The organism is Polycyclovorans algicola TG408 (assembly GCF_000711245.1).
Taxonomy (GTDB): domain Bacteria; phylum Pseudomonadota; class Gammaproteobacteria; order Nevskiales; family Nevskiaceae; genus Polycyclovorans; species Polycyclovorans algicola.
Map to the genome: position 1 here is coordinate 226668 of NZ_JOMH01000001.1, position 21923 is coordinate 248590.

21 protein-coding genes are annotated in these 21923 nt (G+C 65.4%); 14 read left to right on the top strand and 7 right to left on the bottom strand.

Features of this window, described 5'->3' with window-relative positions; all coding sequences use genetic code 11:
* Positions 1 to 212: 212 nt before the first annotated feature.
* Genes U741_RS0101015 through U741_RS0101050 form a run of 8 tightly spaced genes read left to right on the top strand, consistent with a single transcriptional unit; the run spans position 213 to position 9215 of the window.
* Positions 213 to 1427 carry a CpaE/TadZ family protein gene (locus U741_RS0101015; RefSeq protein WP_029888636.1) on the top strand — a complete coding sequence of 405 codons (1215 nt, stop codon included), beginning with the start codon at positions 213 to 215 and terminating at the stop codon, positions 1425 to 1427.
* Positions 1427 to 2650, top strand: coding sequence for a TadA family conjugal transfer-associated ATPase (locus U741_RS0101020; RefSeq protein WP_029888637.1), 1224 nt, complete (start codon positions 1427 to 1429; stop codon positions 2648 to 2650). The genes U741_RS0101015 and U741_RS0101020 overlap by 1 nt, the downstream gene beginning before the upstream one ends.
* Positions 2647 to 3588, top strand: a complete 942-nt coding sequence (locus tag U741_RS0101025; protein ID WP_029888638.1) for a type II secretion system F family protein — start codon at positions 2647 to 2649, stop codon at positions 3586 to 3588. Before U741_RS0101020 ends, U741_RS0101025 begins: the two co-directional genes overlap by 4 nt.
* Positions 3585 to 4529, top strand: a complete 945-nt coding sequence (locus tag U741_RS0101030) for a type II secretion system F family protein (RefSeq protein ID WP_029888639.1) — start codon at positions 3585 to 3587, stop codon at positions 4527 to 4529. The genes U741_RS0101025 and U741_RS0101030 overlap by 4 nt, the downstream gene beginning before the upstream one ends.
* Entirely contained in the window at positions 4516 to 5304 is a 789-nt protein-coding gene (locus U741_RS18120; RefSeq protein WP_052378374.1) for a tetratricopeptide repeat protein, read from the top strand. The genes U741_RS0101030 and U741_RS18120 overlap by 14 nt, the downstream gene beginning before the upstream one ends.
* On the top strand, positions 5301 to 5588 hold the full coding sequence (locus tag U741_RS0101040) for a DUF3613 domain-containing protein (protein WP_084154586.1): 288 nt from the start codon (positions 5301 to 5303) through the stop codon (positions 5586 to 5588). Before U741_RS18120 ends, U741_RS0101040 begins: the two co-directional genes overlap by 4 nt.
* A complete protein-coding gene (locus tag U741_RS0101045) occupies positions 5572 to 7458 on the top strand; it encodes a Tad domain-containing protein (RefSeq protein ID WP_152551449.1) in 1887 nt (628 codons plus the stop codon). The genes U741_RS0101040 and U741_RS0101045 overlap by 17 nt, the downstream gene beginning before the upstream one ends.
* 11 nt (positions 7459 to 7469) lie before the next feature.
* Positions 7470 to 9215 carry a PAS domain-containing protein gene (locus U741_RS0101050; protein ID WP_029888643.1) on the top strand — a complete coding sequence of 582 codons (1746 nt, stop codon included), beginning with the start codon at positions 7470 to 7472 and terminating at the stop codon, positions 9213 to 9215.
* A 58-nt stretch (positions 9216 to 9273) separates the two neighbouring features.
* Here U741_RS0101050 and rsmA read toward each other — a convergent pair whose 3' ends face one another.
* The 4 genes from rsmA to U741_RS17505 form a co-directional block, all read right to left on the bottom strand.
* Entirely contained in the window at positions 9274 to 10053 is a 780-nt protein-coding gene (gene rsmA / locus U741_RS0101055) for a 16S rRNA (adenine(1518)-N(6)/adenine(1519)-N(6))-dimethyltransferase RsmA (RefSeq protein ID WP_029888644.1), read from the bottom strand.
* Positions 10050 to 11063, bottom strand: a complete 1014-nt coding sequence (gene pdxA / locus U741_RS0101060) for a 4-hydroxythreonine-4-phosphate dehydrogenase PdxA (protein WP_029888645.1) — start codon at positions 11061 to 11063, stop codon at positions 10050 to 10052. Before pdxA ends, rsmA begins: the two co-directional genes overlap by 4 nt.
* Complete coding sequence (locus tag U741_RS0101065; protein WP_052378375.1) at positions 11060 to 12397, bottom strand: peptidylprolyl isomerase; 1338 nt, start codon at positions 12395 to 12397, stop codon at positions 11060 to 11062. The genes pdxA and U741_RS0101065 overlap by 4 nt, the downstream gene beginning before the upstream one ends.
* A gap of 122 nt (positions 12398 to 12519) precedes the next feature.
* Positions 12520 to 14649 (bottom strand): LPS-assembly protein LptD, encoded by a 2130-nt coding sequence (locus tag U741_RS17505; RefSeq protein WP_161776088.1) that lies wholly within the window; start codon positions 14647 to 14649, stop codon positions 12520 to 12522.
* A gap of 173 nt (positions 14650 to 14822) precedes the next feature.
* Here U741_RS17505 and U741_RS0101075 point away from each other — a divergent pair, with 173 nt between their 5' ends.
* Genes U741_RS0101075 through U741_RS0101085 form a run of 3 tightly spaced genes read left to right on the top strand, consistent with a single transcriptional unit; the run spans position 14823 to position 17121 of the window.
* A complete protein-coding gene (locus tag U741_RS0101075) occupies positions 14823 to 15815 on the top strand; it encodes an aminoglycoside phosphotransferase family protein (protein WP_029888648.1) in 993 nt (330 codons plus the stop codon).
* Positions 15812 to 16486 carry an N-acetylmuramate alpha-1-phosphate uridylyltransferase MurU gene (murU, locus tag U741_RS0101080; RefSeq protein ID WP_029888649.1) on the top strand — a complete coding sequence of 225 codons (675 nt, stop codon included), beginning with the start codon at positions 15812 to 15814 and terminating at the stop codon, positions 16484 to 16486. Before U741_RS0101075 ends, murU begins: the two co-directional genes overlap by 4 nt.
* Positions 16486 to 17121 carry a 1-acyl-sn-glycerol-3-phosphate acyltransferase gene (locus tag U741_RS0101085; protein WP_029888650.1) on the top strand — a complete coding sequence of 212 codons (636 nt, stop codon included), beginning with the start codon at positions 16486 to 16488 and terminating at the stop codon, positions 17119 to 17121. Before murU ends, U741_RS0101085 begins: the two co-directional genes overlap by 1 nt.
* A gap of 159 nt (positions 17122 to 17280) precedes the next feature.
* On the opposite strand, the gene U741_RS0101090 is transcribed toward U741_RS0101085, so the two are convergent.
* From U741_RS0101090 to U741_RS0101100, 3 genes are read right to left on the bottom strand one after another with little or no spacing between them, the layout of a single operon-like run.
* Positions 17281 to 17907 carry a TIGR04282 family arsenosugar biosynthesis glycosyltransferase gene (locus U741_RS0101090; protein ID WP_029888651.1) on the bottom strand — a complete coding sequence of 209 codons (627 nt, stop codon included), beginning with the start codon at positions 17905 to 17907 and terminating at the stop codon, positions 17281 to 17283.
* On the bottom strand, positions 17892 to 18806 hold the full coding sequence (locus U741_RS0101095) for a haloalkane dehalogenase (protein ID WP_029888652.1): 915 nt from the start codon (positions 18804 to 18806) through the stop codon (positions 17892 to 17894). The genes U741_RS0101090 and U741_RS0101095 overlap by 16 nt, the downstream gene beginning before the upstream one ends.
* A gap of 28 nt (positions 18807 to 18834) precedes the next feature.
* Positions 18835 to 19551: a dienelactone hydrolase family protein gene (locus U741_RS0101100; protein ID WP_029888653.1), complete on the bottom strand. Its 717-nt coding sequence runs from the start codon at positions 19549 to 19551 to the stop codon at positions 18835 to 18837.
* Positions 19552 to 19688: 137 nt separating this feature from the next.
* On the opposite strand from U741_RS0101100, the gene U741_RS0101105 reads away from it, so the two are divergent.
* Genes U741_RS0101105 through mtnC form a run of 3 tightly spaced genes read left to right on the top strand, consistent with a single transcriptional unit; the run spans position 19689 to position 21560 of the window.
* Positions 19689 to 20315, top strand: a complete 627-nt coding sequence (locus tag U741_RS0101105) for a methylthioribulose 1-phosphate dehydratase (RefSeq protein WP_084154587.1) — start codon at positions 19689 to 19691, stop codon at positions 20313 to 20315.
* A gap of 3 nt (positions 20316 to 20318) precedes the next feature.
* On the top strand, positions 20319 to 20873 hold the full coding sequence (locus tag U741_RS0101110; protein ID WP_029888655.1) for a 1,2-dihydroxy-3-keto-5-methylthiopentene dioxygenase: 555 nt from the start codon (positions 20319 to 20321) through the stop codon (positions 20871 to 20873).
* Positions 20874 to 21560, top strand: a complete 687-nt coding sequence (gene mtnC / locus U741_RS0101115) for an acireductone synthase (protein ID WP_029888656.1) — start codon at positions 20874 to 20876, stop codon at positions 21558 to 21560.
* Positions 21561 to 21923 lie beyond the last annotated feature (363 nt).

The window sequence follows — 21923 nt, forward strand, 5'->3', positions numbered from 1 at the left end:
TCTTGGGAAAGGTGCGGGTTGTCTTTTTCCCCTCGCCCGCTTGCGGGAGAGGGTGGCCCCGGTTTTATCCGGGGTCGGGAGAGGGCGCGCCGAAAGCGCGGGGTGCTTTGCTAGGCGCTCCGGCCCCCTTCGGGTGCCCCCTCTCCCCCAGCCCCTCTCCCGCCTGCGGGAGAGGGGAGCAAAATGCGGTTCACGAAAAAAAGATTGATCCGATGAAACCCACCGCTTACGTCATCGCCTCAGACCCGGCCTTCGTCAATTGGCTGGCCCACGCGATTGACGGCGTGGAGTTCACACCACTGCGGGTGGTGAGCCCAGCCGATTTTGTCGACCAGCTCGACCGCATGGCCAAGGCCGATCTGGTGCTGTTCGAAATGGACGTGGCAGAGGTCGAGCGTCGTTGCGCCATGCTCGAACAGTTACTCGACCACCTGCCCGATGTTGCCGTGGCCGCCATCGGCCGTGAGCCGCACCCCGACGTGGTGTTGCAGGCGATGCGCGCCGGCGCCCGTGATTTTTGGGTCATGCACCGCGACGACGCCAGCCTGGCGCAGTCCGCCGCGCGGCTGATGCGCCGCTCCCAGGCCAACCCGACCACGGCCAAACCGGCCAAACAGCAGGGCAAGGTCTGGACGGTGGCCTCCAGCCATCCGCTGGACGGCATCGGCTTCACCACCGCGCACCTGGCCTTGGCGCTGGCGGACGGTTTTGAACGGCGCCAAAGCGACCCTAGCCGTCGCGTGTTGCTGCTGGATTGCGCCTCGCCCGCCGGGGCGGGTTCCATCTTTCTCAACCTCACGGCCGCCTACACCGTGCTCGATGCGCTCGGTGACGTTTACCGCTGTGACCAGACGCTGATCGACACGGCCTTCGTCAGGCACAGCTCGGGGGTCTACGTGCTGTCGCTGCCGGAAAACCTGTTGGGTGCGCCACAGCTTGATGCAGAGACCCTGGGCCGCTTGATTGGTGTGCTGCGCGGACTGTTCACCGAGATCGTGATGGGCATCGACGGCCATGCCGGCGTGCCGGTGCTGTCCAGCGTGCTGCCGCTGGCTGACCGGCTGGTGTGGCTGGCAGATCAATCGATTCTGCGCTCCCGGCAAAGCAAGCATTTGCTGCGCGCCCTGCGCATGGACGGCGTCAGCCTGCCGCGCATCGGCCTGCTGGTCGATGCCTACCAAAAGCGCCTGGGCCTTGAGCCGGAACACCTTGCCGAGCTGTTGGAGATTCCCCTGCTGGGCACGCTCACCGGTGAACCGGCGGCGCGCATCCAATCGATGAACACCGGCGATCCGATGTTTAAGCTGTTTCCACGCGACCCGTTCGTCAACGACATTCGCGAACTTGCGCGCAGCCTGCGCGACCAGACCGACACCATGGCCGCGCCCAAGACCCAGTCCGGGCTGCTCAAGCGGTGGATCAGCTAATGGGGACCGCCGCCGACACGCCGATCGAACGCTTCCGCCTGTCGGAGGCCTATCAGCAGATCAAGCGCAATTTTCACCGGCACCTGATTCAGCAGATCGAGGAACGCAACCTCGATATCGACGACTGGGATGCCACCAAGACCGAGCGCTTCGTGTCGGAGCAGATGCGTCGCTTTGTGGTCGATCAGCGACTGCCGGTCAACCAGCGCGAGTCCGAAGTGCTGGTGCGCGATGCCCAGGACGAGCTCACCGGCTTCGGCCCGATCCAGGCGCTGGTCAATGACGACACCGTCAACGACATCGTCGTCAACGGCCCCAACACGGTGTTCGTCGAACGAAACGGCGTGCTCGAAAGTGCGCCGGTACGCTTTGCCGATGACCTGCACGTGATTCGTGTCATTCAGCGCATTCTTGCGCCGCTTGGGCGGCGGGTGGACGAGTCCACCCCCATGGTCGACGCGCGCCTGCCGGATGGCTCGCGCGTCAACGCCATCATCCCGCCGATTGCGCTCGACGGGCCCTGTCTGTCAATTCGAAAATTCCGCAAGCAGGCGCTCACCGAAGCCGATCTGGTGCGCTACGGCAGCGCCACGCCCGACATGCTGACCTACCTGCGCGAACGGGTGCAGCAGCGCACCAACCTGATCGTGGTGGGCGGCACCGGCTCGGGCAAGACCACATTTTTGAACCTGCTGTCGCAGTGGATTCCGCAAACCGAGCGGGTCATTACCATCGAGGACGCGGCCGAGCTGCGGCTTGAACACCGCCACGTCGTCCGCCTTGAGACCCGCCCGCCCAACCTGGAAGGCGAGCGCGCCGTGAACGCCCGCGACCTGGTGCGCAACGCACTGCGCATGCGCCCGGACCGCATCATTGTGGGTGAAGTGCGCGGCGACGAAGTGCTCGACATGCTGCAGGCGATGAACACCGGCCACGACGGCTCGATGACCACCTTGCACGCCAACTCGTTGCAGGACGCGCTCAACCGCCTTGAACTGCTGGCCAACTTCGCGGGCTTCTCCGGCAGTGAAGTGACGCTGCGCGCGCAGGTGGCCAGTGCCATTCAGCTGATGGTGCAAGTGGCCCGACTGCCGGGCGGCGAGCGCCGGGTGACGCAGATTGCCGAAGTGTTGGACACCAGCAGCAGCGGTCTGAACCTGCGCAGCGTGTTCCGCTACGACCATGACGCCGCTGGCCACATCGACCAGCGAGGCCTGTCATGAACCTGACGCTGCTGTTGCTGGTGGCGATGCTGGTGCTTGCCGGCGTGGCCTTGACGCTGTTTCTGCGCGCGTCAGCGCAAGAGAAAAAGCGCGGTGAGCGCCTGCGTCTGCGGGCCGAAGGCGAATTCGACGATGACGACGCCCAGATCGAGCGCTACCGGCCACGCAAGGACGCCATCCGCGACCCCGTCACGCGCTGGCTGTGCACGCTGTTATGGCGTACCGGCTCCGAGGTGGCACCCGAAAAAGTGTTCCGTATCTGGCTGCCTGCCGTGCTGGTGATCGGACCTGTGTTGTTTCTGCTCACTGGCTGGCTGGGCGCACTGGGCATCGGCGGGCTGGCCATCGTGCTGGGCTGGGCGTGGATGAGCCGCAAGGCCTCGGCGCGGCGCGCGCTGATGCTCGAACAACTGCCCGGCTATCTGGAGGCCACCATGCGCGTTCTGTCGGCCGGCAATACCCTCGAAGAGTCGTTGGCGGTCGCGGCACGGGAAGCGCCCGAGCCGCTGCAACCCTTGATGGCCAGCGTCGGTCGCCAGGTGCGGCTTGGCGCCCCGACCGACAGCGTGCTGATGGAAGCCGCCGAAATTCACCAACTGCGTGACTTGAAGGTGATGGCCATGGCCGCCGCCATCAACCGTAAATACGGCGGCTCGCTGCGCAACATTCTGCGCAGCCTCGTCACCGCCATCCGTGCCCGCGAAATGGCCTCGCGCGAGCTGCGCGCACTGACCGCCGAAACCCGGTTCTCGGCGGTCGTACTGTCGGTGCTGCCCATCGGTATTTCGCTTTACGTTTACCTGCAAAACCCGGCGTACTACACGACCATTCTCGAAGACAGCGGCGGCCGGCTGATGATGTTGATCTCGCTGGGCATGCAATTGGCCGGCATCGTCGTGCTGGTGAAGATGATGCGCAGCACGGACGACCCCACATGAGCGCCCTGATCTTCGGCGGGCTGGCCACGCTCACCGTGCTGGTGATCGGCGCGCTCGGTCTTGTGCTTTGGATGGTGGTCCAGGGCTCGCGGCAACGCGCGCACCTCAGTGCCCGCGTGGCACCACGGATGACGGCAACCGACCTCGGTGACAACGCCGCCGCCGCACCCCAGGGGCTGATCGACCGGGTCGCCAAAAGTGGCAAGGCGATCGAAGGCTGGGTCGACCCTGAAAACGTGAGTGCAACGCTGATGCTGCAGGCGGGCTGGCGCAGCGCGCAGGCCAAGGTGGCTTGGTACAGCTTTCAGGGCGCCGTGCCGCTGGTGGGCATCATGCTCGTCATCGCTTACTGGCTCTTCGGCGCCGAGCACCCGCAAAAAATGTTGTTCCTGCTCGGCGGCGGATTTGCCGCCTTTGCCTTCTCGGTCTTGATTCCACGCTGGGTACTCCGCGGTGCCGCCGAAAAGCGTCGCGCCCGCGTCAGATCCGAGGTGCCCCTGTTCGTGCACCTGCTGATTCTGCTGTTCGAAGCCGGCTTGTCGACGCGCCAGGCGATTGCCTCCATCGTCAAGGAAGGCGGCGGCGTGCTGCCTGAGCTCGGTACCGAGTTCGAGATTCTGCTGCGCAGCATCGATGCCGGTGCCGACACTGACGAATCCCTGAAAGCGCTGGGCAAGCTCATGGATGTCGAAGAGCTGTCCACCGTCCTTGCCGTACTTCGACAGGTGGATCGCTTCGGTGGTGAAGTGCGCGAGCCTCTTCTTGAGGCGCTGTCGGTGCTTGAAGAGCGGCGCAGCCTGACACTGCGCGAAAAGGTCAACCTGTTGTCCGGCCGCATGACCGTGGTCATGGTGCTGTTCTTCTTCCCGGCGCTGCTGATCTTCGTTGCCGGTCCCGCTTTCATGTCCATCATCAAGGCGCTTGGCGATGTTGCGGGCTGACCGCCCGTTGTGGCTGCCGGCCGTGTTGCTGGCCGTGCTGGTCAGTGGCTGCGTCGGGCCGACCGGCCGTGTTGAGCAGCGGATTGATGACGCGCCCATCGGTCGTGCCGGTCCCATCCGCATGACCGACGATCCCGCCAGCGATTTGCAACGTCGCACCCAGGTGCCACAGGCCGACAACAACGCCTCAGCAACCGACAGCGAACTACACCTTGAGCTGATCGGCAACATGATTGACCAGCAGCAGTATTACGCCGCCATCGCCCACATCGAGGCGCAGCGGATGTCGATCGGCGACAGCGCAATGCTGCGCTGGCTGGAGGGCGATGCCCGCCGCCGCCTGGGCGAGCTTGAAGCGGCCGAGCAACTGTTCGTCTCGCTCGCGCGCACGGGCTACGCCGCCGAGGCACAGCATGGCCTCGGCCTGATTGCCGCCAAGCGCGGCCAGGCCGCGAAGGCCCTTGGCCATCTGCAGGCCGCCGTGGTCAGCAAACCAACCGCGTCAGAATTTCGCAATGACCTGGGTTACGCCTATCTCAGTTCCGGCAACTTTGACGCGGCCTTGACCCAGCTCGCCACCGCCGCCGAACTGGCACCCAATGAACCCCGTATTCGCAACAATCTGATTCTGCTGCTGCTGGCCAGTGGCGATGCCCGTCGCGCGCTGGAGATGGCCGAGAACAGCGGCGTCGACGACGCAGGCTTTGCCCGTTTGCAACAGCGTGCCCGGCAGTTCCAGTCGGCCTCCACCCGTACCCCGAGGACCTTGCAATGAACCGATCAATAATTTTTGGCGCTGTGATGGCGGCCGGCTTCAGCGTTGCGGCCCAGGCACAACCGCCGGGACGACTGCCGGCCAACGCACAGCCGCCCCCGGGCAGCGAAACGCGCGCCTGGATGGATCTGCAAAAAAGCGGCGTGGCCGCCCCGACCGACCCACGACCCATGAGCGGCGAAGTGGCGACGCGGGTTTACGAGCGGCACCTTGAAAGCTTCAGCCAGCCCATTCCCGAGACCTTCGAACGCGAGGGCTTTGGCAGCGGTGGCCAGAGCCAGTAATCCGGTGAAGTCCGGGCGCCAGCGCCAGCGTGGTGCTGCTGCAGTGATGGGCGCGGTCACGGCCATTCTTGGCCTGATCGCGGTGGGCCTCACGGTTGACCTTGCCCGTCTCTACGCCGCCCAGCGGAGTCTGCAGCGCATTGCCAACGTGGCGGCGCTCGATGCCTCGCGGCTCGCCGGCGGCTGCTTCGGTGCCGCCGCGCGCGGGCCCAGCCCGCTCGCAACCGCGATCGATGAGGCGCGCGCCTCGCTGATTCGCAATGGCGGCGACCCGTCATGGATTGACGGCGGCGGTCAGGTGCGACTCGGGATCATGCGGGTCGACGACGCCGGCGTGCGGCAGTTCGACCCGCTGTTCGACGACGAGGGCGTGCCGCTAGGCGCCATCACCGCGCACGACTCGGTGCAGGTGGTGTTGCTGCGACCGACTCCGCCGCGCCTGATCCCAGGGTTTAGCAGCGACGACGACCGCGAAATGGTCGCCGTGGCCTCGGCACGCAGTCGGCCGGTGGCCAGCTTCGGGGTCGGTAGCGGCCTACTCGGCGTCGACCTGAGTCAATCGCTGCTTGACCCGGTGCTGGCGGGGGTACTGGGCGGTAGCCCCAGCGTCAGCGTGCTTAACTACCGAAACCTGCTGGGTGTCGGCGTCTCTGTGGGCGATCTGACCGAAGCGCTGGAACAGGGCGAGCTCGGCGAGTTGCTGGTTGATGTGGTCCCGGCCACCGATCTGCTCAATGCGGTCGCAGATCTGGTCGAATTGGCCACGGCCGACCTGGGCGGCGGCGTCTCGGGACTCAATGAACTGCTGGGACTGACCCCGGATATTGTCGGCGCGGCAGGCGACCTGATCATTAGCGTCGGCCAGCTGACCAGCCAGGCAGTGCGGCAATTGGCCGTCGGCGCGCCGATCAACATCGACTGTCCTGCAGCGCTTTCAATCCTGGGGCTGGACTGCAGCGGTGGCAGCATTCAGGTGCTCGACCCCGGCACGCCCGGCGCGCAGGGCGTCCCCGATGGCAGCGGCAGCGATGAAGGCATCGCGAGTTCCGGACAAGTCGCGGTCGGGTTACCGAGCATTGCCATCGACACCCTCGGCGGCGCGGTCACCGGCAACGTGTCGGTGATGCTCAACGCCGCGACAGGCGAGGCCCGGGTTCGGGATATCCAGTGCCCCCGTGCCGGGAGCCCGCACCCTGAAGTCCGTCTTGATGTCGAAACCGGGCTGGCCGGTGGTGAGATCAACCTTGATCTGCAGGTGTCACTTGGTCTCGAATCCACCCGCTCAAGCCTTGAGGCCCTTGTTGGCCCACTCGACAGCTTGTTGGGTGGTTTGCTGGGTGGTTTGCTCGGCGGGGGCTCCTCGCCACTGGATGTCGAAGTCGTCGCCGCAGTTTCAGCGGTCGCACCGATTGAGATCAGTAACGGCGGCAATGGCACTTTGGATTTCACGTTGGATAGCCAGCACGACCCGCTAACGGGGGAGCCGCTGCAACGTTACCCGTCTGGTCCAGCACCCGATCTTGTGACTGCCATCAACGAAGCGCTGGCCGGTCCGGAGATCACTATAGACAGCTTGGAAGTTCGCATCAGTGGCGAGCCGCTTCCGCTTGGGTTGGATGAGGCTACTAACCTCGTCAACGGCCTGCTTGGTGCAGGCACTCTCCTCGCCGAGGTTTCTGCACTTGTAGATGGCGTGACGAGCAATGTGGTTTCCGTGACTGTCAATAACGAGACACAGAATCTGTCGCTGACATCGGTCATCGATGACTTATCAACGCAACTGCTTGAAGAGTTGGGCATCCAGATCGCCTACGCCGACTATCGCGTGTTTGACGTCACGGACGCGCAGCCCGTGCTGTTCCAGCGCTGAGCGATTGTCGGGTGGCCGACTTCTCGCCGCGACCGTCTTCGACCGGACTGCTGTTGCTGGCGTTGGCACTGGCGATGATCGGCGGTGCTGCGCTGGCCTGCGGCTGGCACTGGCAATCCCGGCTCGACGTGGCATCCACCGAGGCCCAACTTGCGGCGTTGTTCCGTCCACTGCTTCGCGCTGACGATGCCCCGGCGGTGCGTCAGCAGGTGCGTGACCTGCAGACCGATGCACGGCTGGCGCTGAGTTTTCTGGCGGTGCGTGATGCCACCGGGCAGGTGCTCGCCAGTGGCGGGGTGTTCGAATCGTTGCGACTGCCCCTGGTGCCGACCCTGCGCCGGGTGCAGGTGCGCACACAGCTTTATCGGCTGACCGGTGACAGCGGGTTGGCCGTGGTCGAAGATGACGCGGCCCGGCCGCTGGGCCAAGTTGAATTCACCCGTTTCAAGCAACTACAGGCCGAGGTTGACGCAGCCGCGCTGGTGGCGTTACGCCGTGTCGGGCTCAGCTTGCTATTGGTGGCCGGCGGCCTGTTGATCTGGGCCGCGTGGCGGCGACTGCGCCCTGCCGCGGCACCCGATCCGGATCTGCTGCGCGACCGCCTGCGCGGCCGCCGGGCAGCACCATCGCTGACAGCCGCCGAGCCGTCGCCCGACGCTGAACTCCGTGCCGGACTGGCTCTGCTGGGGGCGCTGGACGTGGCGGTCATCCGCTTCGACGCCGAGGGTCGCGTGCTGGCGATGAACACGCCGGCCGAACGTTGGAGCGGCTGGCGCGAGCGCGACGCGCAAACGCGCCCCTTGGCCACCGTGCTGCACCTGCGCGGCGCCGACGACCAGCCGTTGCCGGTCACGCCTCAAGCCTTGCTTGCCGAGCCCACCCCCGAGGTGCTGCAAAACCCCCTGATGCTTCTGAACCGCACAGGCACCCGGCAGCAGGTCGATATCAAGGTAATGGCCGACCCCCGTGGCGGCCGGGACGGCGGCGCCATGCTCCTCAGCGATGCCAGTCACCGTCTTGGCACCCTGGCGGCGCTGGAAGCCGAGACGCGGATGATGCGCGAGGCGCTGACCCAGCTCGATGAAGCGATTCTGATCGTCAATCGCAACGGTGCGGTGCATGCCGCGCACGGCTGCGCCAGCGCCCTGTTCGGGTATGCCGACGACCAATGGCGCGGGCTGACACTGGCCAAACTGTTCCCGGTGCCGTTTGTGCAAATGCCCGAGTTGACGCTTGCCGCGTTCGAGCCCGACCAGGCTGATGCGCCCGCGGTGCGGGCCTGGCGAAACGATGCGCACTCGTTTCCCGTGACCTTGCGTGCCCATCGCCTGCGTGACGATCACCGCGGCTGGGTGGTGACGGTTCGCGACCTGCGCGAGGCCGGACAGCTGCACGTGATGGCGCAGCGTGAGCGTCGCTGGTTTGAACTGGGCGCCGACCAGGCGTTCGTGCTGGACGCCCACACCCTGTCGTTCATCGAGGTCAGTGCGGCGGCCAAGGCCGCGCTGGGTTATCCGCCAGCGCGGTGGTCGCAATTGTCGCTGCCAAGCATCGCTCCCGAGCTCGACCGCGCAGCGTTTCAGTCGTGGCTGAGGGCACTGCGCGACGGCCAGGTTGAGGTCGTGCATTACGCGACGCGGCACCGCAATGCCGACGGTGAGTGGATTCCGGTCCGGGTGGCGCTGCAGTATCTGGACGACGCCATTCGGCCGGTGTTTCTGGCCACCGCGATGCGCCAGGAAACCGCGGACGCCTAGGGCCAGAGCCGACTCGGCCGCAGCGAGTCCAATCGTGTTGACGGACCCCAGGGCGACCTCAGTCGGCGCTCAGGGTGTTGGCAAGGCGGGCAAAGTCGGCCGGCGTCAATTGCTCGGCGCGAATGCTGGGGTCGATGTCGCAAGCGGCGATCTGCTCGACGCTCATCAGTTGCTTGAGCGTATTGCGCAGCTGCTTGCGGCGCTGGCTGAAGGCGGCGGTGACCAGTTTTTCGAAGTCGGCTCGATCATTGATCGTGAAGTCAGGCGCGCGCGGCGTCAGGCGGACGATGGCCGAATCGACCTTGGGCGCCGGCTGAAACGCCCCAGGCCCAACCACGAACAGCCGCTCGGCGTTGGCACGGGCGGCAAGGGTCACGCTCAGGCGGCCATAGTCGGCGTCACCGGCGGACGCGCACATGCGGTCGACCACTTCCTTTTGCAGCATGAAGTGCATGTCGTGGATGGCGTCGGCGTGATCGAGCAGATGAAACAGCAGCGGCGAGGAAATGTTGTAAGGCAGATTGCCGACCACGCGCAGCATTTGCCCTTGCGCCATCGCGGTGTAATCCACCTTGAGCGCGTCCGCCTGGGTGATGGTCAGCTCACCCTGTCCGGCGCAACTTGCCGTGAGCTTGGGAACGATGTCGCGGTCCAGTTCAATCACTTCGAGGCGGCCGAGCGCCGCCAACAACGGAACGGTGAGCGCGCCCAGGCCAGGGCCGATCTCGATGATGCGCTCCCCCTCGCGTGGACGAATGGCGCGAACAATGCGGTCGATCACCCCGCGGTCGTGCAGAAAATTCTGCCCGAAGCGCTTTCTCGCCTGATGCGCGCTCATCGCTGCCGAGGCCGCCGAACGGCGAGGTCCGCCGCCAGCCGCAACGCGGCATTGAAACTGCCGCCGTGGGCGCGGCCACTGCCCGCCAAATCAAGTGCCGTGCCATGGTCAACCGAGGTGCGCAGCAGCGGCAAACCCAGCGTGATGTTCACGGCCTCGCCGAAGCCGGCGTACTTGAGGGTCGGCAGCCCCTGATCGTGGTACATCGCCAGCACGGCGTCGGCGTGGTCCAGGTATTGCGGCGTGAACAGGGTGTCGGCCGGCAGCGGACCCATGACATTGATGCCCTCGGCGCGCAGTTGTTGCAGAGCCGGCGTGATAACGGCTGTTTCTTCATGGCCGAGGTGGCCCGCTTCGCCCGCGTGCGGATTGAGGCCGCACACCAGAATACGCGGCGCGGCAATGCCGAAATGACGCATCAGATCGTGATGGAGCACCCGCGCGGTGGCGACAATGCGCTCAGCGGTGATGGCATCGGCCACGGCGCGTAGCGGCAGGTGTGTGGTGACCAGCGCCACGCGCAGTGGCCCGGCAACCAGCAGCATCACCGGCAGGTCACCGCCGCTGCGCTCGGCGAGGTATTCGGTGTGGCCGCTAAAGGCGATGCCCGCATCGTTGATGACGCTCTTCTGCATCGGGCCGGTGACCAGTGCATCGGCGCGGCCATCAAGGCAGGCGCGCAGCGCGGTATCGAGCGCGGTCAGCACCGCAGCGCTGTTGGCCGGGTCAAGGATGCCGGGCTGGGCAGGCCGGGCCAGTGGCACCGGCAAGACCCGCAACGCGCCGTCAGCGATCGGTGCAAACGTCAGCGTTTCGTCGATGACCAGATCAACACTGAGCCCGAGTTGCCGGGCGCGCGCCGCAAGCATGTCCGGGTCGGCAACCGCAATGACGGCCGCGTTCAGCGCCGGGCCGTCTGCGACCCATTGCATCAGCAAATCGGGGCCAATGCCCGCCGGCTCTCCCGGCGTGATGACCAGCCGGGGCCACACGCCGGCTGCCGGACTCAGGTGGCGTCCTCGTCGTCTTCGGGTGGCTTGTCACCCTCGATGCGATATTCGACATAGGCCTCGGCGCGCAGGCGACGTGCCCAGCTGTCGTATTCCTCGGCGGCGCGGCGGTTCTGGATGGCGTTGCGGGCGCGGGCGCGTTTTGCCAACTCCGTGACGTCACGGGTTCGGCGGTCGACCACTTCAACGATGTGCCAACCAAACTGGGTGCTGAAAGGTTCGCTGATTTCGCCAGGCTCAAGGGCATCCATGCGCTCCTGGAATTGCGGCACCAACGCGCCCGGCGGATTGAACCCGAGGTCACCCTCGTTGTTCTTGCTACCGGGGTCATCGGAGTATTCGGCCGCCAGCTCGGCGAGCGACTCACCATCAAGAATGCGTTGGTGCAGTTCACGCGCCAGCGTGCGTGATTCCTCGTCACTGCGAATGGCATTGGGCTGAATCAGGATGTGCCGGGCGCGCGTCTCGTCGACGTTTTGCCGCTGGTCGCCGCCTTTGCGCTCAATCAGCTTGACCAGATGAAAGCCGCCGCCCGCGTCAATCACGTCGCTGACCTCGCCCACTTCCAGCGAGGCTGCGGCCTCTTCAAAAGCCGCTGGCAAGGCTTCGGCGGGGCGCATCCCCAGGTCACCGCCGTCGAGCGCCTGCTGACCGTCCGACTCTGCGATGGCCACCGCTTCAAACGACTCGCCGCCGTCGACGATGCGTTCGCGGATGGACTCGATGCGCGCCAGCTCTTCATTGCGCTCATCGGGCGAGATGCCATCTCGCAGGCCGATGAGAATGTGCTGCAGTCGGTACTCGGCGTCGTCGGCTCGACCCTCCTGCTGGGCAAGGTGGATGTCGATGTCATTTTCCGAGACGTTGATGCGGCCCTCCACTTCACGGCCGCGGATGCGGTTGATGGCCAACTCGTCGCGAATCTGCTCGCGCACTGTCAGGTAGTCGGTGCCCTGCGAGCGCAGCGCGTCGGCGAACTGCGACAGCGACATGTCATTTTCCTGCGCCAGATTGGTGAGCACCTCGTTGAGTTCGCGGTCGTCGATGCGGATGCCGGCCATTTCGGCACGCTGGGTCTGCACACGGACCATGATCAGGCGGTCGAGCACCTGGCGACGAAGGGCGTCAGGTGGCGGCGGGGTGACGTCGCGTGTGCGGATCTGCTCGGTCGCCTGCTGGGTGGCGATGGCGATCTCCGATTCGAGAATGACGCCGTCGTTGACGACGACAGCGATGCGGTCAAGCGGCTGGGCACCAGCCGGCATGATGCTGACAGCGGCGAGTGTCGCGCTGAGCACGGAGAGGGGGAGCAGGCGCCGGAGGGTACAGTTCATTAGCGAAGTTGATCTGGTCAGGTAAGGCGGAAAAATCAAGCCGAAAAAGATAACACGTCGCTCAGACCGTGCCCGGCGGCGAACGATCCATGGACCGTGCAACATCTGAGGCTGCAGGTCGATCAGGGCGGGACGTCAGCCCGGGGCTGGAAGGGATTGAAGCCGCCACCGAGGCGGGTCAGGCCTTTGAGTTCGAATTGAAAGTAGATACCGCTGTCGTAGCGCCCTTCGGTGCCGGTGAGAAAACGCCGGTAGGCGGCACGGATCGCCCAGCAGCAGTCCTCGTAGCCCAAGCCCGCCAACAGATCGATGCTCTGATGCTCGCGCAACGAGTAGCGCCACAGGTGGCTGGCGGTAAAGCCACCCGCGATGGGCCACTGGAATGCGAGATCGGCCTGCTCCAGCAAGTCTGCACGGTAGCGGTAGGCGATGCGCGCCTCGCGCAGACCCTCACGAAAGCGCAGCCCCAGCTGGGTGCGCTCAAAGGTCTCTTCGTCAGGTGACCATTGCGTTGCCGCCTGGGCCGAGAGCCGTGTATTGAGTTGGTATTCGGTACTGGCGATGAAGTCCGTTGGCCCGTTGTCCGGCAGTTCGGGCTCGTCCGGCAGGGCGACACGCGGGGCGCGCAACCGATAAATCTGCCCGACCGACGCACTCCAGCGCACTGTGCCGCTCGCCGGGTCGAGCAATCGCGTCGTGGCCGCCATCGCAACGTGGTGGGCGTCCGAAACCCGGTCGGCGCCCGTGTAACGGTTGCGCGCAAACAGTTGGGTGAAGTCAAAGTCAGGCTCGCCGCTGTCGAACAACGGGAGATCGGTCTGGTCTTCGAAAGGCGCGTACAGATAGAACAGCCGAGGTTCCAGCGTCTGCACCGCGCCAGAGGCGTTGATGCGATCGAAGCGCAGACCCGTTTCGGCGCCCACCGTCGGCAGGCTGCGTGACGGTCGGGGTGAGGCGCCGGCAAGATTGTCGGTGAGCTCGTAAACGGTGTACCGCCAGTCGACCTCGGCGATGGTGTATCGGCTGAGGTGGTCGGTTTCATAGCGCAGGTAGGGGCGCGCGTCGATGCGTTGACCTTCGATGGAATTGCTGCGCGAAAAGTAAACGTATTCGCTGTCGAGTCCGGCGCGCACGCCGCGCCAGTCATTGGGTGTGAGGGCGGCAAAGCGCACCTGCGGCAGACGGCGAAACGGATCATCTTCCGGCGCCAGGTTCAGCGCGATGGTCTGGTAATCCTGGATCAGGCCGGTCAGGTTGTAGCTGCCGGGTGCCTGGTAATTGATTCGCAGGCTACGGTCGAGATGGGTCAGCGCGGCAAGGTCGAGGCCGCCGCCCAGGTCTTCGAAATAACGCTGATCGCTGACCTCGGCAAAGCGCGCATCGACCGCCAGCCGTTCGTTGATGAGGCCCTCGTGGCGGCCGTCGATGTAGCTGCGCGAGCGGCCGTCGGCACCACTGCCGGTGTCGTTGGGCAGGGTTTCGTATCGCAGATTGCCGCGGCTGTTGCGGAACAGGTAGCGGCCGTCGCCGACCAGTTGCAGACCGCGTGCCGACATCAGGCGCGGTGTCACAGTCGCGTCATAGTTCGGACCCAAATTGAGATACACCGGCCAACTCAGATCGAAGCCAGTGTTGTCGGATTGGCCAAAGGTAGGGAACAGCAGCCCGGTGCGGCGCCGGTCATCAATGGGGAACTGGAAGTAAGGCAGGTACAAGATGGGCACATCGGCGATGCGGATGACGGCGCCGCGCGCGGTGCCCAGACCTTCGTTGGCATCGAGCTTGATCTCACGCGCGTCGAGCCGCCAGGCCTCAGCCTGCGGCGGACAGGAGGTGTAGCGCCCGCCATCCATCTGAATGCGCCCGCCACTGTCGAGGGCCAACACCTCGGCGCCGCCGCGCGTATTTTGCTGTGTCAACGCGAAGTCGGTGCCAAAGAAGGTACCCGACTCATCCGTGAGGTTGAATTTCGCCGACCGGCTGGTGACCATCAATTCGGGGTTGCGGAACACGGCGCCGTCCGGCAGCGAAACACCGTCTCTTTCGGCATTGAGCGTCAAGCGCTGCGCGACCAACACATTGTCCTGTTCACGCAACTCGACATCGCCCGTGACCTCGGAGTCACGCCCGTCGATCAGGTCCAGCACGTCGCCGGTAATGGTCAGATCCTCGCTAAAGCGAAGCTCGGGTGCATCGTCGACCACGGCGAACGCCGGGCACTCACCGGCAGCCCGCGCCAGCGAAGAGGCCAACAGGGTGCTCGTGGCAAACAGGCCGAGCGCGGCAAAGCGGAGGGCCGGAAGATGAAGGCGAGAGGGCATCAACGGTGGAAGGTTGGGTGGCGCGTCGGGCTCAGTGTAGGGGCGCAGTGTCGCCCATGACGCACCACTTCGAGAGATTCGGGTGGCGCTATGCTGACGGTCGAATGACGCACGAACAAGATCAAAGGGCCGAGGCCGCCCGTCAATGGGCCAGCGCGATCATGGGTGTGACCGATGCCCGTTGGGCGCCCGCTTCTGCCGATGCCAGCTTTCGCCGCTACTTTCGCCTGACCTGGGATGAGGGTAGCGCCATCGTGATGGACGCGCCGCCTGCGCAGGAAGACTGTCGCCCGTTTGTTGACGTGGCCGCGCGACTGGCCGCAGCCGGCTTGCACGTTCCTGCGGTGCGCGCGCAAGACCTGACGCGTGGGTTTTTGCTGCTCGACGACCTGGGCACCCAGACCTGGCTGCACGGCATGCCGCGTACGCCAGACGCCGCGCTGGCCTGGTTTGCCCAGGCCAGCGCGGCGCTGGTCCAGGCGCAGTTGCGGGTCGATACGTCGGGTCTGCCGACCTATGACACGGCCTTGCTTGAACGCGAACTGGCCCTGTTCCCCGACTGGTTTGTCGGCCGTCATCTGGGCCGCGCCTTCACCGCAACGGAGACCGCGCTATGGGGCACGGTCTGCGAGCGGCTCTTGGCCAACGCGCTGGCGCAGCCGACGGTATTCGTGCACCGCGACTTCATGCCGCGCAACCTGATGGTCAGCGCGCCCAATCCCGGCGTGCTCGATTTTCAGGACGCGGTGCGCGGGCCCATCAGCTACGACGTCATCTCACTGTTCAAGGACGCCTTTTTGAGTTGGCCGCAGACGCTGGTTGATGCCGGCTTGGCCACGTACTGGCAGCAGGCGCGTGACGCCGGGTTGCCGGTCCCGGGTTCGCTCGCCGACTTCTGCCTGCAGGCCGAGCGCATGGGCACCCAGCGGCATCTGAAAGTGCTGGGCATCTTCGCCCGCATTCGCTACCGCGACGGCAAGCCGGCCTATCTTGAAGACGCGCCCCGGTTTATCGGCTACCTGCGGGACCGCGTCGCCGCCGACCCGCAGATGGCGCCACTGGGCAAGCTGATGGATCACCTGGGGTTGCACCGATGAAGGCGATGATTCTTGCCGCCGGGCGCGGCAGTCGTTTGCGGCCGCTGACCGACGTTACGCCCAAACCCCTGCTTGAGGTCGGCGGCAAGCCGCTCATCGCCCACCTGTTGCGGCAACTGCAGCGCGCCGGCATTCGCGAGGTGGTGATCAACACCGGTTGGCTGGGCGCGCAACTGGAGCAGGTGCTGGGTGACGGCAAGCGCTTCAATCTGAAAATTGCCTATTCGCACGAAGGCTGGCCGGCGCTGGAAACCGGCGGCGGCATCGCCAACGCGCTGCCCTTGCTCGGTGAGGACGAGTTTCTGGTGGTCAACGGCGACGTGTACATCGACGGACTCGACCTCAAGCGCCTCGCGCGCATGCATTTGCCGGGGCAAGACCTCGCACACCTGGTGCTGGTGCCCAATCCACCGCACAACCTCAAGGGTGACTTCGGCCTGGTGGCCGGGCGAGTGTTCGACGCCGGGCCGAACTACACCTTCAGCGGCGTGTCGGTGCTGCACCCAGCGTTGTTCGAAGGCGCGCCGAAAGGTTCTTTCAAGCTCGCCAAGCGGCTGCGCAAGGCCGCCGAAGATCATCAGGTCACCGCCGAGCTGTTCAGCGGATTGTGGTCCGACGTGGGCACGCCCGAGCGCCTGTCGCAGCTCGAAAAGCGGATTGGCGGTAGTTGATGGCACCGCGCTTCCCGCCGTTGGGGCCACGGATCCCGAGACGGCGCAGTGGCGTCTGGCGCGGTATTGCCCGAGGCTTGCTGCAGTTAATGGGCTGGCGAGTGGTCGGGTCGTTTCCCGACGTGCCCAAGGCCGTGATGATTGGCGCGCCGCACACGTCCAACCTTGACGGTGTGATCAGCCTGCTGCTGCTCACCGCCATGGACCTGCGGGCGCACACCTTCATCAAAGACAGCGCCTTCATCGGCCCACTGGGCTGGCTGCTACGCCGCCTGGGCGCGCTGCCGATCCGTCGCGGCGTCAGTGGCGGCGTGATCGAACAGAGCATTGCCGCGCTGCGCGACGCCGAACAACTGTGGCTGCTGCTGGCGCCCGAAGGCACGCGCCAAGCGGCTGCGCAGTGGAAGCTCGGCTTTCACCACATCGCGCGCGGCGCGGGTGTGCCGGTGGTCATCGCCGTGATTGATTACCGCGCCAAACGCGTGACCCTGCTGCCCGCTCGCGAGGCCGGCCCCGATGCCCCGGCCGACCTGGACGCGTGGCTGGACGAAATGGCCGAACACGCCCTAGCCCGCCACCCCGCGCGTTTGTCCGCGCCGCTGGCGGCCGCCATGGCGCGACGCGCCGAGCCGTAGGGTGGGTCAAGACCCACCAATGGCCAAGGTTCGGCAGTGGGCCAAGCCCCCCCTAAGAGCTGCCTTGACGATGCGCGCCGTCGGGTTCAAACCCGACCTACAACCATCGCGCCCGCAGGTCGGCATTCATGCCGACAATAAGCCTAGGCCCATCGCGCATCAGCTGATCAGCCCCTCGGCGTGGGCGCGGCGCCAGTCGGCGGGCTCGTCCACGTCCCACAGGGCGGGCAGTTCACAATGATGCGCCCCCCGCGCCTGCAGCCGCACGCGGGTCTGTGCCATCACCTGGTCCGTGCCCCAGTCGATGGCGCTGAACAGCGCAGCATCCGGACGGCGACTGCCGACCAGCACGTAACCGCCGTCTTCGGCCGGGATGAACACCTGATCGTGGTCGTCCAGCGCGGTGATTGCGGCGGCCAAGTGTGCGGCGGTCAGCGCCGGGCAGTCGCTGCCGATGATGAGCGCCGGATGCTCACCCGCGTGCATGGTGATCAGTGCGTGTGCCATGCGCGCGCCCAAGTCGTCACCCTGCTGGGCCACCCGACGCGGTGCACCTTCGGCGGACAGTTCGGCCCAGAACGGATGGTCGACATCACCGGCCGACCAGAGCCAGACCTCCGCCCCGCTGGCAGCCGCCGTGCGCAGGGCGCGGCGCGTGAGCGTGGCCTGCAGCGCGGCCGCACCCTCGGCACCAAGTGCGGGGATCAGCCGGGTTTTGGCAAACCCCGCGACCGGGGCCTTGGCGAACACCCCCACCCTGGGACGACCGCTCAGGTTTGATGCCACGCGACCACGGCCTCGGCCCAGGCTGCGCCCACGTCTTCCTGCAGGAAGTGATGGGCGCGCACCCGCTGGTGCGGTTGCCCAGTACAGCCGGGAATCTGCGCATGGAGCACACGATCAGCCTTGCCCAGAATCGGGTCGTTGCGCCCGAAGTAGGTCAGAAAGGGGCGCGTGTAGTCGGCCAGCGCCTTCCATGCTGCGCGGTTGGCCGCGATTGCCGGGTCGGTTTCCTTGTCGGGGACCAGCCGCGGAAACGCGCGGGTGCCGGCCTTGTAAGCACTGCTCGGGAACGGCGCGTCGTAAGCGGCCACCTCCGCCGGGCTAAGCCGGGTGAGGCTTGCGGTTTGCACAATGCGACCAATCGGGAACCATGGCGAATGGATCGCAAACGCGCGCCACAGGCCGAACGCCAGCGGTAGCGGTTGCTCGGCGGTGGGCAGCGCGCCGTTGCCGATGCTCACCCGGGCAAAGCGCTCGGGTTGCTCGCCGACCAGCCGCAGACCGATGAGTGAGCCCCAGTCTTGGCCGATCAGGCAGATGTCCTTGAGTGACAATGCATCCAGCAGCCCGCGCACCCAGGTCACGTGCTTGAGGTAGGAATAATCCTCGATGGCCCTGAGCTTGTCGGAGCGGCCGAAACCGATCAGGTCCGGGGCAATGGCGCGAAAGCCGGCCGCCGCGAACACCGGGATCATCTTTCGGTACAGATAGCTCCAGGTGGGCTCACCGTGCAGCATCAGCACCACCGGCCCATCGGCCGGGCCGGCTTCGACGTAGGCCATGCGCAGTCCATCCACCGCGACAAAGCGCGGCGTGTAGTCAAACTCGGGCAGCGCGGTAAAGCGGTCATCTGGCGTACGCAGGGCATCGTCGCGCAGCGGCCATTCGGCGAACTCATTCATGGCAACTCCCGGGTAATGAATGTGGGGCCTAGCCAAACAACTCGATCAGGAAGTCCCGCTCGCTGACCGCAGAGCGGCGCTCGGCGTCCGCGTTGTGCTGGATGCCCAGATCCGCGATGTCGGCGCCCGGCACCGAGAAGGCATGCTTGGTGTGCCCGTAGAGGTGCAGCTGCCAGTCGCCGCCGGCGGCGGTGAATTCCTCGCGAAAGGCGACCACATCTTCAATCGGCGCCATCGGGTCGTCAGCGCCGTGCAACACCAACGCCTTGGCCTTGATCTTCTGCGGCGCAAGGCCGTTGGGTTTGAGCAGGCCGTGAAAGCTGACCACGCCGCGCAGATCAGCGCCACTGCGCGCCAGGTCGAGCACGCACAGGCCGCCAAAGCAGTAACCGATGGCGGCCATGCGATCCGCGTCAGCCTCAGGCTGGGCCTTGGCCACCGCGACGGCGGCATTGATGCGTGCCAGCAGCTCGCTGCGGTTTTCCATGAGCGGCGTCATCAGCGCGCTGTTTTCCTCGATGCTGTTACCGCGCACGCCCTTGCCATAAAGGTCCCATGCGACGCCGAGGTAGCCAGCGGCGGCAAGGCGTTTGGCGTGGTTGTCGGCAAATTCATCGCGGCCGCCCCACTGGTGGCCGACCAGGACCACCGGGCGCGGGCCCTGCAGCGTGCTGTCCGCGGCAACGCAGGCCTGAAAGGTTTTGCCATCGTGGGTGTAGTCCACGGTGCGGGTGGTGATGGTCATCGGGTTGCCTCCTTGGTGTCGGCATTGAATTGTTGGGGATCGGGGCACGCCACCCCTACGGTGAATGCAACGCCCCCATAGAACATCGGATCGGTTGTCATTGTTCCGCATTCGGGCGTGGCTTACAGTTCGCCGCAATGAACGACACCATGCCGTATTCCGACCCTGCCGTCGCCACTGAGGCGATGATTGCCGCAGGACATTTGTTTCACCAACGCGGCTGGGTGCCAGCCAGTGGCGGCAATTTTTCGGCGCGCGTTGGCCCTGATCGGTTGTTGATCACCGCCTCAGGCGGTCACAAGGGCGAGTTGACGCCGGCGCAGTTTCTGGTCACCGACCTTGACGGCAAAGCAATGGACGCCGGCCGCAAGACTTCTTACGAGACCGGGCTGCACGTGCAGGTGTATGGGCATCTGGCTGACGCGGGCTGTGTGTTGCACACCCATTCGCGCGCCAACACGGTGTTGTCGCGGCGCTTCGAGCGGGTCAGCCTCAGCGGTTTCGAACTGATGAAGGTGTTGCCCGGTCAACCTGATCCGGGCGAGACCGTTGTGCTGCCGGTGTTCGAGAATGACCAGGACATCGCGCGCCTGGCGGCGAAGGTGGACGCCCGGATGCGGGCGACACCCTTCCCCGCCTACCTGATTGCCGGCCATGGCCTGTATGCCTGGGGCCGAAACGTTGCGCAGGCACGCTATGCCGTGGAAGCGCTGGAATTCATGCTGGACTGCCTACTGACAGAGCTGGCGACCGATGGAGCTTGACCGATGACCCAACTGACCGTTTTTGCCGATACCGACCCGCAAAACCCGCTGCTGCACACCGACAACTTTGAGACCATTCAGGCCGAGCTGGCCGCCATTGGCGTGCCCATGCAGCGTTGGGCCGCAACCGAAAAGCTCTCGCCCGACGCCAGTAGTGACGCGGTTCTCAAGGCCTATGAGCATTCGGTGGCCGCGCTGAATGCCAAGTACGGCTTCGAATCTGTGGACGTCATGGGCATGTACCCCGACCACCCGCAGGCTGCCGAAGCGCGGCAGAAATTTCTTGCCGAGCACGTGCATCACGACTTCGAGATCCGTTTCTTCGTCGACGGTGCCGGGGTGTTCTACATCCGCAAGAACGGCAAGGTGTTCATGACCGAATGTACCGCCGGCGACCTGATCGAGCTGCCCGCCCACACCACGCACTGGTTCGACATGGGGCCCAAACCGCTGTTCAAGGCGATCCGCTTTTTCACCAAGGCTGAAGGCTGGGTGGGGCACTTCACCGGCGATACCATCGCGTCGAAATTTCCCGCCTATGCGGGCGCGGCGGCCTGAATGACGGCGCAACCGATTTCCGCGATTCTGACCGACATCGAGGGCACGACGTCGTCCATCGATTTCGTTCATGAAACCCTGTTCCCGTACGCCCGGCAGCGCATTCGAGACTGGCTGAGGGCCAATGCGCACCTCGATGAAGTGCACATCCAGCTCGATGCCGTCGAGCAGATCGTCGGTGGCGACCTGTCGCTGGCCGATGCCGCCGACATACTGGAACGCTGGATCGACGAAGACCGCAAGGCGACACCGCTGAAGGCCCTGCAGGGCATGATCTGGGCGGAGGGTTACGCTGCCGGCGAGCTGCAGGGCCACGTCTATGAAGACACGCCGGTCGCGCTGCGCCAGTGGCATGCGGACGGGCTGGCGCTGTACGTCTACTCGTCGGGCTCGGTGACGGCGCAGAAACTGATTTTCGGCCACACCGCCTATGGCGATCTGACGCCCCTGTTCACCGACTACTTTGATACACGCGTCGGCGCCAAGCGTGAGGCGGCCAGCTACCAGCGCATCGTCGAGGCGGCGGGCTGCGCGGCGGAAACCATGCTGTTTCTCTCAGATGTTGGCGCCGAACTCGATGCGGCGCGCGAGGCCGGGTTGCAGACCTGGCAGATCGTGAGGGACGACAAGACAGTGCCCGCCGTTGGGCACCGGCAGGTAGGCAGCCTGGCCGACATCAAGGTTTAAGGGTTCGCGATCAGTGGTTTTGCGACGCGCTTTGCGGGCATTGAACCCTTGCAGTTGGTTGCAACCCGTCGCCAGTCGCCCGATGGACAGACCCATTTTGAAGGTTCTGGTTGGGCTTCATCGACCGCGCCGCTGGCTTTGATGGGCCTGTTGGCCGGCTGGGTTTCATGAGCCCCACCGCCAACTTGATGACTCAGTGGCCGGGATTGCCCCCGGCGGTGCAGTTCCTTTTCTTGACACCAAGAAAAGGGAACCAAAAGAAGGTGCCCCACTGCCGGGCCCCGCTAACGCGGGGTGCCCTGCGCTTCTCGCAGAGGCGGGGCCTCGCGGAACTCGCTTCGCTCAGACAACCGCGAGTCTGAT

Coding starts and splice junctions, on each gene's coding strand:
- U741_RS0101065 (WP_052378375.1), bottom strand. CDS start 12,397: ATGAACTGTACCCTCCGGCGCCTGCTCCCCCTCTCCGTGCTCAGCGCG.
- U741_RS0101025 (WP_029888638.1), top strand. CDS start 2,647: ATGAACCTGACGCTGCTGTTGCTGGTGGCGATGCTGGTGCTTGCCGGC.
- U741_RS0101015 (WP_029888636.1), top strand. CDS start 213: ATGAAACCCACCGCTTACGTCATCGCCTCAGACCCGGCCTTCGTCAAT.
- rsmA (WP_029888644.1), bottom strand. CDS start 10,053: ATGAGCGCGCATCAGGCGAGAAAGCGCTTCGGGCAGAATTTTCTGCAC.
- U741_RS0101105 (WP_084154587.1), top strand. CDS start 19,689: ATGAACGACACCATGCCGTATTCCGACCCTGCCGTCGCCACTGAGGCG.
- U741_RS0101040 (WP_084154586.1), top strand. CDS start 5,301: ATGAACCGATCAATAATTTTTGGCGCTGTGATGGCGGCCGGCTTCAGC.
- mtnC (WP_029888656.1), top strand. CDS start 20,874: ATGACGGCGCAACCGATTTCCGCGATTCTGACCGACATCGAGGGCACG.
- U741_RS18120 (WP_052378374.1), top strand. CDS start 4,516: ATGTTGCGGGCTGACCGCCCGTTGTGGCTGCCGGCCGTGTTGCTGGCC.
- U741_RS0101085 (WP_029888650.1), top strand. CDS start 16,486: ATGGCACCGCGCTTCCCGCCGTTGGGGCCACGGATCCCGAGACGGCGC.
- U741_RS0101095 (WP_029888652.1), bottom strand. CDS start 18,806: ATGAATGAGTTCGCCGAATGGCCGCTGCGCGACGATGCCCTGCGTACG.
- U741_RS0101110 (WP_029888655.1), top strand. CDS start 20,319: ATGACCCAACTGACCGTTTTTGCCGATACCGACCCGCAAAACCCGCTG.
- murU (WP_029888649.1), top strand. CDS start 15,812: ATGAAGGCGATGATTCTTGCCGCCGGGCGCGGCAGTCGTTTGCGGCCG.
- U741_RS0101100 (WP_029888653.1), bottom strand. CDS start 19,551: ATGACCATCACCACCCGCACCGTGGACTACACCCACGATGGCAAAACC.
- U741_RS0101030 (WP_029888639.1), top strand. CDS start 3,585: ATGAGCGCCCTGATCTTCGGCGGGCTGGCCACGCTCACCGTGCTGGTG.
- U741_RS0101075 (WP_029888648.1), top strand. CDS start 14,823: ATGACGCACGAACAAGATCAAAGGGCCGAGGCCGCCCGTCAATGGGCC.
- U741_RS0101020 (WP_029888637.1), top strand. CDS start 1,427: ATGGGGACCGCCGCCGACACGCCGATCGAACGCTTCCGCCTGTCGGAG.